This window comes from Luteimonas sp. GW821-FHT14E02 (genome assembly GCF_058803905.1).
In genome coordinates, this window is the sequence record NZ_JBXAPK010000002.1 from 491,311 (window position 1) to 506,603 (window position 15,293).

At 65.2% G+C, this 15,293-nt stretch carries 16 protein-coding genes; 7 read left to right on the forward strand and 9 right to left on the reverse strand.

Annotated elements, in window-relative coordinates; all coding sequences use genetic code 11:
• Nucleotides 1-6: 6 nt before the first annotated feature.
• Nucleotides 7-495: an SUF system Fe-S cluster assembly regulator gene (locus tag AC1RNP_RS05230; RefSeq protein WP_493050189.1), complete on the reverse strand. Its 489-nt coding sequence runs from the start codon at nucleotides 493-495 to the stop codon at nucleotides 7-9.
• Between the two features lie 343 nt (nucleotides 496-838).
• Here AC1RNP_RS05230 and AC1RNP_RS05235 point away from each other — a divergent pair, with 343 nt between their 5' ends.
• Together AC1RNP_RS05235 and AC1RNP_RS05240 are read left to right on the forward strand one after the other, a co-directional pair.
• Complete coding sequence (locus AC1RNP_RS05235) at nucleotides 839-1,309, forward strand: SET domain-containing protein (protein ID WP_493050190.1); 471 nt, start codon at nucleotides 839-841, stop codon at nucleotides 1,307-1,309.
• A 137-nt stretch (nucleotides 1,310-1,446) separates the two neighbouring features.
• Complete coding sequence (locus tag AC1RNP_RS05240; protein WP_493050191.1) at nucleotides 1,447-3,678, forward strand: DUF5916 domain-containing protein; 2,232 nt, start codon at nucleotides 1,447-1,449, stop codon at nucleotides 3,676-3,678.
• Nucleotides 3,679-3,782: 104 nt separating this feature from the next.
• On the opposite strand, the gene AC1RNP_RS05245 is transcribed toward AC1RNP_RS05240, so the two are convergent.
• The 6 genes from AC1RNP_RS05245 to fusA all read right to left on the reverse strand — a co-directional run bounded on the left by AC1RNP_RS05245 (nucleotide 3,783) and on the right by fusA (nucleotide 9,537).
• On the reverse strand, nucleotides 3,783-4,469 hold the full coding sequence (locus AC1RNP_RS05245) for a hypothetical protein (protein WP_493050192.1): 687 nt from the start codon (nucleotides 4,467-4,469) through the stop codon (nucleotides 3,783-3,785).
• Between the two features lie 90 nt (nucleotides 4,470-4,559).
• Nucleotides 4,560-4,994, reverse strand: coding sequence for a hypothetical protein (locus AC1RNP_RS05250; protein WP_226468865.1), 435 nt, complete (start codon nucleotides 4,992-4,994; stop codon nucleotides 4,560-4,562).
• A 202-nt stretch (nucleotides 4,995-5,196) separates the two neighbouring features.
• Nucleotides 5,197-5,583 (reverse strand): HU family DNA-binding protein, encoded by a 387-nt coding sequence (locus tag AC1RNP_RS05255; RefSeq protein WP_226468864.1) that lies wholly within the window; start codon nucleotides 5,581-5,583, stop codon nucleotides 5,197-5,199.
• A 140-nt stretch (nucleotides 5,584-5,723) separates the two neighbouring features.
• Complete coding sequence (locus tag AC1RNP_RS05260; RefSeq protein ID WP_493050193.1) at nucleotides 5,724-6,140, reverse strand: DUF2784 domain-containing protein; 417 nt, start codon at nucleotides 6,138-6,140, stop codon at nucleotides 5,724-5,726.
• Entirely contained in the window at nucleotides 6,137-7,387 is a 1,251-nt protein-coding gene (locus AC1RNP_RS05265; RefSeq protein WP_493050194.1) for a mechanosensitive ion channel family protein, read from the reverse strand. The genes AC1RNP_RS05260 and AC1RNP_RS05265 overlap by 4 nt, the downstream gene beginning before the upstream one ends.
• 86 nt (nucleotides 7,388-7,473) lie before the next feature.
• On the reverse strand, nucleotides 7,474-9,537 hold the full coding sequence (gene fusA, locus AC1RNP_RS05270; protein ID WP_493050195.1) for an elongation factor G: 2,064 nt from the start codon (nucleotides 9,535-9,537) through the stop codon (nucleotides 7,474-7,476).
• A 276-nt stretch (nucleotides 9,538-9,813) separates the two neighbouring features.
• Here fusA and AC1RNP_RS05275 point away from each other — a divergent pair, with 276 nt between their 5' ends.
• From AC1RNP_RS05275 to AC1RNP_RS05295, 5 genes are all read left to right on the forward strand, one after another.
• Nucleotides 9,814-10,248 (forward strand): OsmC family protein, encoded by a 435-nt coding sequence (locus tag AC1RNP_RS05275; RefSeq protein WP_493050196.1) that lies wholly within the window; start codon nucleotides 9,814-9,816, stop codon nucleotides 10,246-10,248.
• Nucleotides 10,241-10,927 (forward strand): alpha/beta hydrolase, encoded by a 687-nt coding sequence (locus AC1RNP_RS05280; protein ID WP_493050197.1) that lies wholly within the window; start codon nucleotides 10,241-10,243, stop codon nucleotides 10,925-10,927. Before AC1RNP_RS05275 ends, AC1RNP_RS05280 begins: the two co-directional genes overlap by 8 nt.
• A gap of 118 nt (nucleotides 10,928-11,045) precedes the next feature.
• Entirely contained in the window at nucleotides 11,046-11,768 is a 723-nt protein-coding gene (locus AC1RNP_RS05285) for a glycine zipper 2TM domain-containing protein (protein ID WP_493050198.1), read from the forward strand.
• 135 nt (nucleotides 11,769-11,903) lie between these two features.
• Nucleotides 11,904-12,806 carry a bile acid:sodium symporter family protein gene (locus AC1RNP_RS05290; protein ID WP_493050199.1) on the forward strand — a complete coding sequence of 301 codons (903 nt, stop codon included), beginning with the start codon at nucleotides 11,904-11,906 and terminating at the stop codon, nucleotides 12,804-12,806.
• Nucleotides 12,803-13,816: a 2-dehydropantoate 2-reductase gene (locus AC1RNP_RS05295; protein WP_493050200.1), complete on the forward strand. Its 1,014-nt coding sequence runs from the start codon at nucleotides 12,803-12,805 to the stop codon at nucleotides 13,814-13,816. Before AC1RNP_RS05290 ends, AC1RNP_RS05295 begins: the two co-directional genes overlap by 4 nt.
• Nucleotides 13,817-13,885: 69 nt before the next feature.
• On the opposite strand, the gene AC1RNP_RS05300 is transcribed toward AC1RNP_RS05295, so the two are convergent.
• Complete coding sequence (locus AC1RNP_RS05300; RefSeq protein WP_493050201.1) at nucleotides 13,886-14,311, reverse strand: VOC family protein; 426 nt, start codon at nucleotides 14,309-14,311, stop codon at nucleotides 13,886-13,888.
• A gap of 24 nt (nucleotides 14,312-14,335) precedes the next feature.
• A complete protein-coding gene (locus AC1RNP_RS05305) occupies nucleotides 14,336-15,226 on the reverse strand; it encodes a PhzF family phenazine biosynthesis protein (protein ID WP_493050202.1) in 891 nt (296 codons plus the stop codon).
• Nucleotides 15,227-15,293: the final 67 nt, after the last annotated feature.

Genomic DNA, 15,293 nt, shown 5'->3' on the forward strand with positions numbered 1-15,293 from the left:
GTGGGGTCAGCTGGCTGCCAGTCGCGCAGGGATCGCGCGGGACGCGGGGCGCGTACCGGCTGGCTTGCGGGTGAGGGGGGAAGCGTCGGGCGGGGCGTCGTTGAGCATGTGCGCGAGCGAGATGCCACGCAGGGCGTCGGCGACGACGTCGTTGATGCGGCGCCAGTTGGCGCGCACGTTGCAGGAGCGTTCGATGCCGCAGGTGCCCGAGTGCAGGCTGCATTCGGTCATGCCGAGCGGGCCTTCCATCGCGTTGACGATTTCGAGCAGGCTGATCTCGCTGGCCGGGCGCGCCAGGCGATAGCCGCCGTTGGCGCCGCGGAAGGCTTCGACCAGGCCGGCCTGGGCGAGGGGTTTGAGGACCTTGGCCACGGTTGGCGCTTCGAGGCCAGCTCGCTCGGCGAGACCGGCGGCGCTGGCGACAGCCTCGGGTTCGTTCGCCAGCACGGTCAGGACGACGGTGGCGTAGTCGGTGAGCTTGGTGATTCGGAGCATGGCGGCTGGCTCGAAGCAGCCGCGCGGGCGACGGCTTCTGGCTGGGAGTTCAAATAGTACCGAAATTGTACGCTTTTAGCCAGGCCGGGCTCAATGGCTGGATCGGTGTGGGAAGGGCTTGTTTAGCGGGGCATGGCGCAACGGATCGTTGCGTTGTTGTGGCGCGTGTCTGGGGAGGGTGAAGGTGTGCTTGCGTCCCTTGGTAATATGGAGGCCGTCCGTGGCGCGGCATTGCTGGCTGCGGATGCACCTGCCCGGCCATCCATGGCCGGGCGTTCGGGGCCGCAGCAGACGCCTTGAGGGCGTCCGCTAGCACGCGGCCCCTCACCCCCACGGATCGCCCATGCCCAAGAAAAAGATCGCCGCCCGCTTATCCCCCATCCACGGCAACGGCGTTTTCGCCACCGAAGACATCAAGAAAGGTGAGCGCATCGTCCGCTACAAGGGCAAGCTCCGCACCCACGCAGAGGTCGACGAGGCTTACGGCGACGACGACGAGAACGGCCACACCTTCCTGTTCACGCTCAACGACGATTACGTGATCGACGCCAACGTCGACGGCAACATCGCGCGCTGGATCAACCACAGCTGCAAGCCGAACTGCGAATCCGTGATCGAGGAGAACAGCAAGGGCAAACACCACAAGGACAAGGTGTTCATCGAGGCCAGCCGCGACATCAAGCCGGGCGAGGAACTGACCTACAACTACGGCATCGTCCTCGACGAGCCGCACACCGCCAAGCTGAAGAAGCTGTGGGCCTGCAAGTGCGGCGCCAAGAACTGCACCGGGACCATGCTCCAGCCCAAGCGCTGACGGCACCGGACCGGCGGTCCTGCTCTGCCGGATGCAGCAAAGCGGAAAAAGGTTGCCATGACTGATGCCAGTCGGTAACGGCTGGCGGTGACGGTAACTTGCGCGCCAACGGGCATTCGCCCGATGGGAATCCTCTGATGCGCGCTGCCCGACTGGCCCTGGCTGTGCTGACCGCACTGTCCGCGCCTGCCTACGCTGTTGAAATCGATGGCCGGATCGATCCGGAGGAGTGGCGCGACGCACGCCATGTCACCGACTTCCGCAAGGTGCAACCGCTGAACGGCACGCCGGCCTCGGTGCCGACGGAAGCCTGGATCCTCGCCACGCCGGAAGGCCTGGCGATCGCTTTCAGGAACCTGCAGCCGGCGTCCGTTCCGCGCACGCGCCAGCGCGTGCGGCGCGATTTCAACGATCAGGTCGACCGCGTCAACCTGATGATCGATTTCGACGGCGACGGCCGCACCGGCTATGACTTCACGGTCGCCTCGACCGGCGACGTCTATGACGCGGTGATCACCAACGAGAACCAGTTCAACGAGGACTGGGACGGCAACTGGCAGCGCGCGGTCGCCGAGGACGCCGACAGTTGGACGGTCGAGATGCTGATCCCCTGGTACATCGCGCCGATGCACAAGGCCGATGGTGACATGCGCACGGTGAAGCTTTATCTGGATCGCGTGATTGGCTCGACCGGCGAGCGCTCGGCCTGGCCAGGTGCCAGTTTCGAGCGGCCACGGTTCCTGTCCGACTTCAATCCGGTTGAACTGAAGCAGTACAACCAGGCGTTGCTGGCGGTCACGCCCTACGTCTCCGGTCTGTACGACAACGTGCGCCACGATCGTGATTTCGACGGCGGCGTCGACATTTTCTGGAAGCCCAACGGCCAGTTCCAGGCGACGGCGACGATCAATCCGGACTTCGGGCAGGTGGAAAGCGACGACCTGGTGGTAAACTTCGGCGCCACCGAGACCTTCATCAGCGATAAGCGGCCGTTCTTCACCGAGAACCAAGGATTGTTCGAATACACCACGCCCTCGGACTTCAGCCAGCTGCTCTACACGCGGCGCGTCGGCGGCCCGGCCGACGACGGCAACGGGTCCGGTGACATCACGGCGGCGGTCAAGCTCAACGGCAGCGTGGGTGCGACCAAGTACGGCGTGTTCGCCGCGGAGGAGGGTGACGAGGTCGGCCGCTCGTTCCGCGCACTGCGCCTGGTGCGCGATTTCAGCAATCAGAACCTGGGATTGATGCTCACCCAGGTCGAACGACCTTATCTCGATCGCGAGGCCACGGTGCTCGGCTTCGATCACAACTGGCGGCCGACGCCACGCTGGAACATCCGCACGCGTCTTTTCGGCAGCCAGATCGAACAGTCCGGCGACACCGTGCGCGACATGGGCGCGACCGTCTGGGCCGACTACGAGATGGATCATGGCTGGCGCCAGCAATGGATCGCCATGCATTTCGGCAACGATCTGCAGATCAACGATGCCGGTTATCTGTCGCGCAACAGCACCAACTACCTGCATTGGCAGGTCAATCGCCGCTTCACCGATCTGCCGACGGAGTCGCGTTATGCCTCCAAGGACTGGCGCTTCCGCATCACCACCAACCGCAACGATCACGGCGACAGGCTCAACGACCAGCTCCGCATCAGCCGCGAAAGCCGCCTGCGCGATGGCAGTTACGAGTATGCGCAGATCAATCTCAACAGCGCCGGCGTCGATGATCTGCTGACTCGCGGCAATGGTGCACTGAAAATTCCGGCGGGGTTCTATGTCGATTTCCAGTATGAGCGCCCGCGCAAGGGCAACTGGGCGCACGAGCTCGAATCGGAACTGTTCACGCGCGGGCTGGTGAACGAAAGCAGGCGGCTCGGCTACAGCCTCAAGTACACCGGTACCTATTTCATCAACGACGCCTTCAGCGTCTATGCCGGCTTTTACACCGATCACATCCAGAACTGGCTGAACTGGGAATACGACAATCTGATCGGCAGGTTCGAGGAGCGCGAACTGGATTTCAATGCCGGGCTGAACTGGAACATCGGCAGCCGGCAGGAACTGCGGGTGAAGCTGCAGGCGATCGCCGTGAACGCGAAGCTGCAACAAGCCTATCGTGTGGACGCGGCCGGCAATGCGGTTCGCAGCGATGAACCGGTCAACGACATTGGCCTGAGCAATCTCGGGTTCCAGATCCGCTATCGCTATGAACTGGCGCCACTGTCGTATCTCTACGTGGTCTACGGCCGTGGCGGGCTCGATCGGTACGACGATTCGGATGATCTCGGCGGCCTGTTGCACGACAGTTTCGCGTTGCGCGATGACGAGCAGTTGCTGGTGAAGCTCAGCTACCGATTCGAGTTGTAGAAGCCCGTTGCCGTTGTCATTCCCGCGAAGGCGGGAATGGTGAAATAGAGGTCGGCGTTTCGTTGATGTGTGAATCGAAACGCGTGGTGGGTACCGGTCGGGAATTACGGCTTCAGTTCGCGCAAATCCGCCGAATTGATACGCCAGGCGCGCTGCTCGGCAGTGGCGCCGTCGACGATTGTGCGGTGCAGGGTGTAGGTGCCGTCGTAGCGGCGCACGCTGCCGTCGGTCTGTGTCGCGGTGATCGTCACCGGCACTTGAATGTAACGCTGGCCGGCGCCGGCATCCTCATTGCCCGGCGCGCCGACTTCGATGCTGACGCGTGCGGTGTTGGCGAAGCCGTCGGCGAACTGCTGCGGCGTCTGGTTGCTGGCCTGGCCGCCGTTCGACCACAGCGCGTAGGCGCGCGCGTAGCTGCGGCTGTCGATGGAGGTGTAGTAATCGCGAATGACCGCGGCCGCGTCCTCGACGGTCGGCTCCGTCGATGCTGCGCCCGAGCTATCGGTGGCAGGCGCGCCGCCAGGAAGTGCGCCTGTCTCCGGATTCGGATTGAGCAGATCGACTTGATCCTGCGCCGGTGTCGGCGCGGGCGGCGGATTGCCGGAGAGCGGCACATCGCCAGGCCCCGGTTTCGACGACATGCCGGTGACCGATCCATCGCCTTGCTGTGGTTTCGGCAGGCCGGCCTGCTGGTCGTCCTGCTGCTGCGCGTCCGTCGCAGACTTGTCGCCGCAGGCGGCGAGGAGGACGAGCGTGCCTGCGAGCAGCCAGGATTTCGTGGAGGAAGCCATTGCCATCGGGTTCCGGTCAGCGGGAAGTTTTCATGCGCACCCTACGCAAGCCGGGTGAACATTCCATTAGCAGAAGGGCATGCATGCGCCTCACGCGCGCTCGGCCAGTGTCGCGCGCTGCGGGTGCAGGTAGGCCACGAGCAGGCCCAGCAGCACGAAGCGCAGGCTGTCGAACACGATCTGCTTGACCGCCAGCACGGCCGGTGTCGGCTGTACCGCGTAATAGATGAGGTAGTGGGGAACGGCCACCAGCAGCGCCACCGCGATGCCGAAGCGCAAGCCCTGGCCGGACACGCTCTTGCCGGCGGTGAATCCTTTCGCGTAGATCCAGGTCATCGCATAGCCGGTCAACAGGTGGGCGACGATCATCCACGGGAAGTAGTGCTGCGAATCTTCCTGCGTGCGGATCAGCGTGCCCATCAACGGCTGATAGTCGTGGCCGAGCAGCAGACCGTGGACGACGTATCCCAGGATCAGCGAAGCCAGCGACATCAGCAGGCCGCAGATCACGATGCGCTTGTTCACGAGGATTCTCCGGCCTTGGGCAACGGCGGCATCCTACTGCGTGCTTCTCGCGGCGTCGACGGGGATGCGATGGCCGGCGTGTTCGCGCGGACATGAAAAAAGCCGGGCTTTCCCGAGGAAAAGCACCGGCCTCTCGACATCGGCGGGAAGGGGATCGCCACATCCCCGCCGATGGCACGACGCCTGAATCAGAACAGCACGATCAGGAGAGCGCGGCAGCCTTGAGCTTGGCCAGCGTGCGCACCTTGACCTTGCGGGTCGCGGGCTTGGCAGCGAACCACTGCTCTTCCTTGGTGAAGGGATTGATGCCCTTACGCTTCGGCTTCGCCGGCACGTCCTGGACATTGACCTTCAGCAGGCCCGGCAGCGTGAACGTACCCGCGCCCTTCTTGCTGACCGATGCGTGGACCGCGCCTTCGAGCGCAGCCAGTACGGCGCGGACGTCTTTCGCCGCGACGGAGGTGGCATCGGCGATGTACGCCACGAGGCCCGCTTTGCCGAGCGCCTCTTTGATCGGCTTCGGCGCCGCGGGCTTCGCTGCTTTCTTCGGGGCAGCCTTCTTAGCCGCAGTTTTTGCTTTCTTCGCCATGTTTTCCTGTTCCGTAATGGATGATTGGAATTGTCTGGCCGATCTTGTCGGCAGTGGAAATGTAGGGCAACTGCGCGTCCGCGCCAATAGGAAAACGCAAAAAAAGCGCTGTTTTTTTACGAATGGGGGAGGAACGGCGGTCAGCGCCGACGCGTGCGTCGGGGTGGCCAGAGCAGCCAGCACAGCACGGCGAGCGCGGCGAACGCGCTGTAGGCGGCAACGAAAGTCCACCACGGCACGTCGAAAAAGATCGCCCGCGACAGCCAGTGCTGGATGAAGGATTCGTTGTAAGTGGCTTGTCCTGCATGGGTTCGCAGCGCCTGCTCCCAGACCGTCAGCGGGCAGAGTTCACCCAGCCAGGCCTGTAGCGCGATGAAGAGCATCAGCAGCAGATGCGCGATGCGGAAGGCCGGTCGGCGCACCCACGCCCAGCCGAATGGGCCGCCGATCAGGATCGCCAGCATCCCCAGCACGACGAACGCCACCACGCCCACGTGCAGCGCCAGGATGGCGTCGGCGAGCCCACGGGCGGCGTCTGGCGACAGCCTGTCGATCATTCGGCCGCCAGGCGGATGCCGTTGTCGCGGAATGCGGCCAGCGTCGCGTCGTAGATGTCCGATGAGACATTGTGCTGGCCGTTCTCGGGATCGCAGATCCAGAAATGGCCTTCCAGCAGCACGCCCTTGTCGGTGACGCCGGTGATGTAGGTGCCCGGCGGCGGCTCCTGCAGGACGCGCGCCTGCGCGGACATCGCCTTCAGGAGCAGGGCGCGCGCGGTGACGAGATCGGTGTCGGCCTTGACCAGCAAGGTGCAGACCAGGCGCAAATTGCGGTCGGACCAGGACTGATTGACGATCGTGCTGCTGGTGAGGCTGTCGTTGGGGACGATCGCCTCGATGCCGTCGCGGGTACGGACCATGGTGTAGCGCATGGTCATGCTGGTGACCCGGCCGGTGATGCCGCCGGTGGCGATGTTGTCGCCCACGCGCACCGATTGCTCGAACAGCACGATCAGGCCGCTGATGTAGCTGGCGGCCAGGCGCTGCAGGCCCAGGCCGAGTCCGATGCCGAGCGCACCGCTGAATGCCGCCAGCGCGGTCAGGTTGATGCCGCTGATCGAGAAGATCAGCGCCAGCGCGGCCACCCAGATCAGCACACTGAAGATGCGCGACAGCGCCAGCACGAAATTCGGGCGCAGGTGGTGGTTCCGGCGCAGCAGCCCGTCGATGGCGCGATCGCCCCAGAGCGCGACGATCATGATCACCACGCCCGCGACCAGTCCCCGGAAGATGCCGTTGGTGGAGAGCGTGATCTCGCCGATAGGAATCTTAGCGGCGAAGAATTCGCCGATCAGCGGCTGGCGGTCGCCGAACAGACCCAGCACCATCACCAGCCACAACACCAATGTCACCAGGCGCAGCAGGATGCGCAGCAACGGTGTCGGGCGGAACAACAGCTCGATGACGGCGCCGAGGACGCACACCACGCCGAACAGGAAGATCAGCGTGAAGGCGAAGTTGAGCAGCGGGTTGTCGAAGATGCCGCCGAACAGGCTGAGCATGCCCAGCAGCGCCATCACGAGCACGGGCGTGGCCAGGTACTCGATCAAGGTGCGGCGCACGAAGGTCCGAGCGAAGCGCTGGCGGATTCGGTTCGTGAGCCACAACGACACCGCGATCGTCAGCGCGACCGTGACCAGGCTGACGATCAGGTCGGTGGGATTGGAGATCGCCGACATCGTTTCGGACACGATCTCGCTGAGTTCCGGATCCGTGCGAACTTCGGAAGCGGCGGGGGCGTTCATCGCCAGGATGTTAGCGATGGCGAGAGGGATTGTCTCAGGGACGACGCCCCTTCCTGGCGTGGGGAAGGGGCTGATTGGGCGAGCAGTCAATCTTCCTCGTGTTTCGGCTTGTAGGCGTCCACGAGTCGTTGCTGCACCTGCGCCGGCACGGGCTCGTAGTGGCTGAAATCCAGTGAATAGCGGCCGCGGCCGGCGGTGACGGACTTCAGCTCCGCGGCGTAGCCTTCCAGTTCCGACAACGGCACCTGCGCCTTGATCACGATCTCGCCGCCCTTGGCCGCGTCGGTGCCGTTGATGCGCGCGCGCTTGCCGGCGAGGCCGCCGCTGATGTCGCCCATATTCTGCTCGGGCGCGGCCACATCGAGATCGACGATCGGTTCCAGCACCTGCGGCCGCGCCTTGGTGATGGCATCCAGGAAGGCCTTCTTGCCGGCGGCGACGAAGGCGACTTCCTTGCTGTCGACCGGATGATGCTTGCCGTCGTAGACGATCACCCGCACGTCCTGCATCGGATAGCCCGCGATCGCGCCGCCGTTGAGCACCTGGCGCACGCCTTTTTCCACCGCCGGCAGGAACTGCCCCGGAATCGTGCCGCCTTTCACTTCGTCGACGAATTCGAAGCCGCTGCCGCGCGGCAGCGGTTCGATGCGCAGGAACACTTCGCCGAACTGGCCGGCACCGCCGGTCTGTTTCTTGTGGCGATGATGGCCTTCGGCCTTGGCGCTGACGGTCTCGCGGTAGGCGATGCGCGGCGGGCGCGTGGTCACCTCGACACCGTGGCGATCCTTCAAGCGATCGAGGTTGATGCGCAGGTGCAGGTCGGACAGGCCACGGATCACCGTCTCGTTGGTCTCGGTTTCGTGCTCGACGCGGAAGCAGGGGTCTTCCTCGGCCAGCTTGTGCAGCGCGGTCGACAGCTTCTGTTCCTGGCCCTTGCTGGCGGCTTCCACGGCGAGGCCGAACATCGGTTTGGGGAAATCCAGCGGCGCGAGATGAATCTGGTCCTCGTCGTGCGAATCGTGCAGCACGGCGTCGAAATGCATTTCGTCGACCTTGGCGACCGCGGCGATGTCGCCCGGCACCGCCTGCGTGATCTCGACGTGTTCCTTGCCCTTGAGCTTGAACAGGTGCGCGACCTTGAACGGCTTGCGGCCATCGTCGACGAACAGCTGCGTGTCCTTCTTCACCGTGCCCTGATAGACGCGGAAGATGCCGAGCTTGCCGACGAAGGGATCGTTGACGATGCGGAACACGTCGGCGATGACGTGCGCGCCCGGATCGGGCTGCGCGGCCACCGGTTGCGCGTCCGCGCCGGTTCCTTTCACGAAGGGCGGCGGATTGGCTTCGCCCGGATGTGGAAAGAGCTTCTCGGCGATATCGAGCAGTTCCTTGACGCCGACGCCGCTGCGTGCGGAGACGAAGCAGATCGGCAGCAGATGCCCTTCGCGCAGGCACTGCTCGAATGCGTCGTGCAGTTCCTGGCCGGACAGGCCGCTCTCGCCCAGATCGAGATAGTGATCCATCACCGTTTCATTGATCTCGACCACCTGGTCGATGATCTTCTGGTGCCAGTCGGCGGTCGGGCCGAGATCGCTGATTTCATTGGCAATGCTGCCCGACGACGGGCCGAAGCAGTCGACCACACGCTTGCCGCCATCGGCCGGAAGGTTCAGCGGCAGTGCCTCGGGGCCGAACTCGTTGCGTAGTTCCTCGAGCACGCGGGCACAGTTGGCGCCGTCGTGATCGATCTTGTTGACGATGATGACGCGGCAGAGATTGCGTTCCTTCGCCCGCTCCATCATGCGGCGGGTGCCGTATTCCACGCCGGAATCGGCGTCGATCACGATCGCGACCGTCTCCACCGCGGCCAGCGCCGACAGGGTGGGGCCGCGGAAATCCGGATAGCCGGGAGTATCGATCAGGTTGACGTGGATGCCCGCGTGATCGGTGCTGGCGATGGCGGCGTCGATGGAGTGGCCGCGTTGCTTCTCGATCGGATCGAAATCGGACACGGTGCTGCCGCGTTCGATGGTGCCTGCCGCCTGGATGGCGCCGCCGGCATGCAGCAGGGCTTCGAAGAGGGTGGTCTTGCCGGCGCCGGGGTGGCCTGCGAGGGCCACATTGCGGATTTGCGCAGTGCTGTAGGACATGAGTCCGTTTCTCCCTTGGCTGGGTGGAAAAGGACGTCATGGCTGTCCGGGGGAGAGCGCAACGCCTAAGCAAATACGCTCGGCGGGCGGTCATGGCGGAGATGCACCATACCGCGCTGAGAAACGTAGCGTCCCGTTGCGGCGCAGCAATCCGTCTGGGTTAGTGAAGAATTCGTCACGTCGGAAGCGCGAAGTTCCCGCGGGTCGGACGCTTCTGTAACGCTTACGGCGATATCCTTACTCGATCTCGTTCCCCCTCGATCACGGAGCACCGACATGGGCATCACGCGCAAGGCCAACGCACACTGGGAAGGTGATCTCAAATCCGGCAAGGGCAGCCTCGCCACGCCGCAGAGCGGATTGCTCGACAACACCCGTTACGGTTTCAACAGCCGCTTCGGCGATGAGAAGGGCACCAATCCGGAAGAACTCATCGCCGCCGCGCACGCGGGCTGCTTCACGATGGCACTGTCGGCCAAGCTCACCGAGGCCGGGCATCCGCCGACGGCGTTGGACACGCAGGCGGAAGTCGATCTGTCGATGGAAGGCGGCCCGACGCTGAGCGCGATCCGCCTGAAAACCCAGGCCAAGGTACCGGGCATCGACGCGGCGAAGTTCCGCAGCATCGCCGATGACGCCAAGCAGAATTGCCCGATTTCGAAGGCGCTCTCGGCCGTGCCGATCACGCTGGAAGCCGAGCTGCTTGTCTGACGACAAATTTTCCGCGCTGTGCGTCCACGGCGCGGGCGGTGGTGGCTGGGAGTGGAACGTCTGGCGCGAGCGCTTGCTTGCGGCGGGCGTGGAGGCGCACGCGCTCGATCTGCTGCCGTCTCCGCGCGGCTTGGCGTTCACCACTTTCGACGATTACGTGTTTCAGGTGCGCGAGCAGCTGCGCGCGTTGCCGCGTCCGCGCGCACTGATCGGCGCCAGTCTCGGCGGCCTGCTGGCCGCGCTTTGCGCCGATGAGGCGGATGCGCTGGTCCTGATCAACCCGCTGCCGCCATCGCCCTGGCACGAAGGATTGCCTGAACGAAGCTGGCCGGACGTGATTCCCTGGCGGCGCGAGGCCAGGCTGGCATCGACGCGCCGGGCGATGATCGACGCCGACGACGCCACCGCGTTGTACGCCTTCCGCCGCTGGCGCGACGACAGCGGCGCGGTGCTGCGCACGGCCTATGCTGGCGTTTCGGTGGAGAAACCGGGCTGTCCGGTGTTGTTCATCGCCTCGGAAGGCGATGAAGGCGTCTCTCCGGCCCTGACCGCGGCGTGGGCGCAGGGCTGGCATGCGGATCTGATCCACGACCCCGCGGGCAGCCATGTCGGTCCTTTGCTCGGACGCCAGGCCGTCGAGGTGTCATCGCAGGTCGCGCGATGGCTGTCGGCGCGCTAAACGCGGCCGGGGCGCCAGCCTGTAAACGCTTTCGATTCAGCACGGCGTTATCGAGGTGCCCCTAGGTTAGACACGCGCCAATTCGGCGTTTGCGCCCGCGGCCCTGGAGCCGGCCACCATGAAGCGTCTTGCGACCTCCCAGATTTTTGCAAGCTCGTTCCTCGCCCTGGGCCTTGCCGCGGCCGTCGGAACTGCTTCCGCGCAGTCCGACTACTATTCGCGCGACGGCTACTACCCGCAGCCAACCGTGGACCGCTACGGCAACAGCAGCGGTTCGCAGTACGACTATGCGCGCGTGGTGCGCGTCGATCCGGTGATCGAGTCCGGCTATCCGGCCTCGCAGCAGCAGCGCTGCTACACACGCCAGGACGGCGGCTATTACAACGGCGACGATCGTTACGATCGCGACGGCTACTCCCGTGACGATGGCTATCGCAACGACGGCTACCGCGATGATCGCGACGATCGGGACTATCGCGGCGGCACCGAAACCGGGCGCAACGTCGCCACCGTGATCGGCGGCATCGTCGGTGCCGCGCTCGGCAGCCAGGTCGGCGGCGGTTCGGCACGCTACGCCACCGCGGCGATCGGCTCGATGGTCGGCGGCATGGCTGGCCGTGGTGTTTACGACAGCAATCAGCGCAATCGCCAACCGCCGCGCCGTGCCGAAGTGACGGTCTGCGATCCGGTGCCGTCCAATGGCGATTACTACCGCGTCGATACTTCGCGCGTGGCCGCCTACGACGTCACCTACGAATACGCCGGGCGCCGCTACACCACCCGCACCAACTACCACCCGGGCGACACCATCCGCGTGCGCGTGGACGTGCGTCCCGAATGATCGGCGGGACTGCATTCCGCGGATGACGAGAAGGGGCCATTGGCCCCTTCTTCGTTGTATGGAACCGGTGCGCGCCCGTGAATCCGGGTTACGATCGCCGCCATCGCGCCTTCGCGGACGCCTTGGGAGGGCATCGTGCAGGACAATCCTCTGGTCAAGATCGCGCTTCCGATCGCGATCGCGGTGATCATGTGCGGCATCGGGCTCACCCTGCGCGGCAGCGATTTCCGCCGCATCGGCGAGAATCCGAAGCCGGTGCTGATCGGCGTGCTGGGACATTATCTGCTGCTGCCGTCGCTGGGGTTCGCGATGGCGTGGTTGTTTCCGATGTCACCGGAATTCGCCGTCGGGCTGGTGCTGGTCGCCGCCTGTCCCAGCGGCAGCACGTCGAATGCCCTGACGTTCCTGGCGCGCGGCAACGTGGCCCTGGCGGTCACGCTGACGGTGATCAGCGCCTTGATCACGTTCGTCAGCGTGCCGCTGCTGGTGAATCTGGCGCTGCAATTCTTCGCCGGCGAAACGCGCGAGATCCGGCTGCCGGTGGGGCAGACCATTCTGCATCTGGCGGCGCTCGTGCTGATCCCGGTGTTGCTGGGGATGGGGATCCGGCGCTACGCCAGCGGGTTTGCCGTGCGCGTGGAGCCATGGGTGAGCAAGTTCGCCCTGGCCTTCTTGCTGCTGCTGATCGTCGCCATCTCGGTTGCCGAACGCGAGCGTCTGCCGGAGTGGCTGAGCCAGCTCGGTCCCGCCGCGCTGACGCTGTGCTGCTCGGCGATCGGCCTCGGCTATCTGCTGGGCCGCCTCAGCGGGCTCGCCTTGCGCGACTCGATCACTGTCGGGATGGAGGTCGGCGTGCAGAACAGCACGCTGGCGATCGTGATCGCGCTGAGCCTGCTGCAATCGCCGCAGATCGCCATGCCCGGTGCCGTTTATGGATTGCTGATGTACCTGCCGGCGCTGGCGATGGTCGTGCTCGGGCGGCGCGCGGTGAAGCGTGAGGAAGAGCGTGCCTTGGTTTCGGAAGTTTCCGGATCGTGACCGCGACACCGCGTATCTGTGTCTTCGGCGCCGGCAGCATCGGCTGCTATGTCGGCGGGCGTCTGCTGGCGTCGGGCGCGGCCGTCAGCTTCGTCGGTCGGGCGCGACTGGCGCGTGAGATCGCCGCGCACGGATTTCGCTTGAGCGATTACCGCGGTCTGGATGTGTACGTTCCGCCCGCGAAGGTCGCCTTCCAAGAAACACCTCATGCGGCCGCCGATGCCGATCTGGTGCTGGTGACGGTGAAGGCCGCCGCCACCGCCGATGCCGGTCGCGAACTTGCGCGGGTGTTGCGGCCTGGCGCCGTGGTGATCAGCCTGCAGAACGGCCTCGGCAACGACGACATCCTGCGCGCCGCCTTGCCCGGATGCACGGTGTTGACCGGCATGGTGCCGTTCAACGTGGTGCAGGGGGGCGAAGGCGCGTTCCACCAGGGCACGGAAGGCGATCTGGCGGTGGCGCGGCACGATGCGCTGTCGCCTTTCCTCGCGCTCTTCGATCGCGCGGGCCTGCCGCTGCAATTGCACGACGACATGCGGGCCGTGCAGTGGGCAAAGCTTCTGCTCAATCTCAACAATGCGGTGAATGCCCTGTCGGGACGGCCGCTCCGGGAAGAGCTGTCGCAGCGGGCGTACCGACATTGCCTCGCGCGCGCGCAGCGCGAGGCGCTGGGCTTGCTGGACGCCGCCGGCATTCGTCCGGCGAAGCTGACACCGTTGCCACCGCATTGGATTCCGGGTGCGCTCGAACTGCCCGATGTCCTGTTCCGGATCCTGTTCGGCCGCATGCTCCGCATCGATCCGCTGGCGCGCTCGTCGATGTGGGAGGATCTGGAAGCGGGTCGCCAGACCGAGGTGGAATGGCTCAACGGCGAGGTGGTGCGGCTGGCCGCGAAGCTCGGCCGCGAGGCGCCAGTCAATGCGCAGTTGACGGCGCTGGTGCAGGCGGCCGTGGAAGGGGGGCGCCGCGATTGGTCGGGCGATGAGTTGCTGGCACAGCTGCGTTATTGAAGCCCGATATCCATGGATTCCCGCGCTTGATCTGATCGAAGCTGTGAAACGGTTTCCGTTGACGAGCCGTCAAGTGGTGCCGCGGGCATCATCTTGATGCAGATCTCCGCGATACGCGATATGCACCTTGTTTCCGTCCGGATCCCGAAGATACGCCCCGTAATAGCCAGGGTCGTATCGGGCGCGTTCTCCCGGCGCGCCCTCGTCGATTCCGCCTGCTTTCATGCCTGCGGAATAGGCGAGTTCGACTGCACTTGCTGAAGGAGCCAAAAAAGCAACCATGCTTCCGTTGCCGGCCGTGGCCGGTTCCCGATTGAACGGCATGTACACATAAAAGCGCGGCAGCGATTGACTCGGCGAAACCCAGCATGCGGCTTCCGGTCCGCCATCGGGCGTGACTTGACGACGCTGCAGACCCAGCGGAAGCAAAATGGCGTCATAGAATTCCGCAGCGCTTCGCAGATTCCGCGTTCCGACCGTGACATGGCTAAACATGCTTGCGGTGTCCTCCAACCGGTTTCAGGTCCGAACGCCTTCCCAGTCGATCCATCCCTCCAAGACCGTCACCACGCGCCCGCCGGACCACACATCTCCCTGATCGTCGACGAGCAATTCGATGATCGCATCATGTCCGACCTCGCGGCCCTGGCTGATGCGGTAATGCCCGCTGTTGCCAGGCAGGGCGTTCTGCGAGGCCAGCCACGCCGCCAGCGTGGCATTGGCGGCGCCGGAGGCGGCATCCTCGAACTGCGAGGGCGCGCCGACCCAGGCCCGGACCGCCAGGTAATAGACCGGATCCTGGCTGCGCGCGAACACGCACAGCCCCATGCTCTCGGTGTCGTTGGCGAGCTTGCCGATCGCGGTCCAGTCGGGCGTCGCGCCGCGCAGCGCGGCTTCGTCGGCGAGTTCCACCAGCCACCAGCGGCGTCCGCCGTTCATCAGTACCGGCGGCAGCGCGCCGAGCGGCAGCCCTTGTAGCGCTTCGCGCAGGCGCGGATCGGTCGCGGAGGCGATCTCGCCGATCTGCGCGCGCGGCGTGCGCACGGCGATGGTGCGGCGCGAGCCGATGCCTTCCACGCGCAGCGGCAGCTTGCCGGCGATGCCGTCCTGGACCAGCAGGCCATCCCGGGGTGTCGCCAGCCCGGCCTCCAGCACCGCGTGCGCGGTGCCGACACTCGGATGGCCCGCGAACGGCACCTCGCGGCGCGGGCTGAAGATGCGCAGCCGGTAATCCGCGTCCGCCGATGCGGGCGGCAGCACGAAGGTGGTTTCCGGCAGCCGCGTCCAGCGCGCGATGGCCTGCATCGTGGCGTCATCCAGCCCTTCCGCGTCGAGGACCACCGCCAGCGGGTTGCCGGCGCCGGGATGGCTGGCGAAAACGTCGAGCTGAAGGTAGCGGCGGCGGGTCATGACGGTCGTACCTTCGATTAGAATCCGGAGTTCGCATCCGGACGCCGGGCGCGAACTCCGATTCTAC

Bases quoted from the DNA above. Each gene is read 5' to 3' on its own strand.
- fusA (WP_493050195.1), bottom strand. From the start codon at position 9,537: ATGTCCTACAGCACTGCGCAAATCCGCAATGTGGCCCTCGCAGGCCAC.
- AC1RNP_RS05235 (WP_493050190.1), top strand. From the start codon at position 839: ATGCCCAAGAAAAAGATCGCCGCCCGCTTATCCCCCATCCACGGCAAC.
- AC1RNP_RS05245 (WP_493050192.1), bottom strand. From the start codon at position 4,469: ATGGCTTCCTCCACGAAATCCTGGCTGCTCGCAGGCACGCTCGTCCTC.
- AC1RNP_RS05275 (WP_493050196.1), top strand. From the start codon at position 9,814: ATGGGCATCACGCGCAAGGCCAACGCACACTGGGAAGGTGATCTCAAA.
- AC1RNP_RS05230 (WP_493050189.1), bottom strand. From the start codon at position 495: ATGCTCCGAATCACCAAGCTCACCGACTACGCCACCGTCGTCCTGACC.
- AC1RNP_RS05305 (WP_493050202.1), bottom strand. From the start codon at position 15,226: ATGACCCGCCGCCGCTACCTTCAGCTCGACGTTTTCGCCAGCCATCCC.
- AC1RNP_RS05300 (WP_493050201.1), bottom strand. From the start codon at position 14,311: ATGTTTAGCCATGTCACGGTCGGAACGCGGAATCTGCGAAGCGCTGCG.
- AC1RNP_RS05240 (WP_493050191.1), top strand. From the start codon at position 1,447: ATGCGCGCTGCCCGACTGGCCCTGGCTGTGCTGACCGCACTGTCCGCG.
- AC1RNP_RS05285 (WP_493050198.1), top strand. From the start codon at position 11,046: ATGAAGCGTCTTGCGACCTCCCAGATTTTTGCAAGCTCGTTCCTCGCC.
- AC1RNP_RS05260 (WP_493050193.1), bottom strand. From the start codon at position 6,140: ATGATCGACAGGCTGTCGCCAGACGCCGCCCGTGGGCTCGCCGACGCC.
- AC1RNP_RS05265 (WP_493050194.1), bottom strand. From the start codon at position 7,387: ATGAACGCCCCCGCCGCTTCCGAAGTTCGCACGGATCCGGAACTCAGC.
- AC1RNP_RS05255 (WP_226468864.1), bottom strand. From the start codon at position 5,583: ATGGCGAAGAAAGCAAAAACTGCGGCTAAGAAGGCTGCCCCGAAGAAA.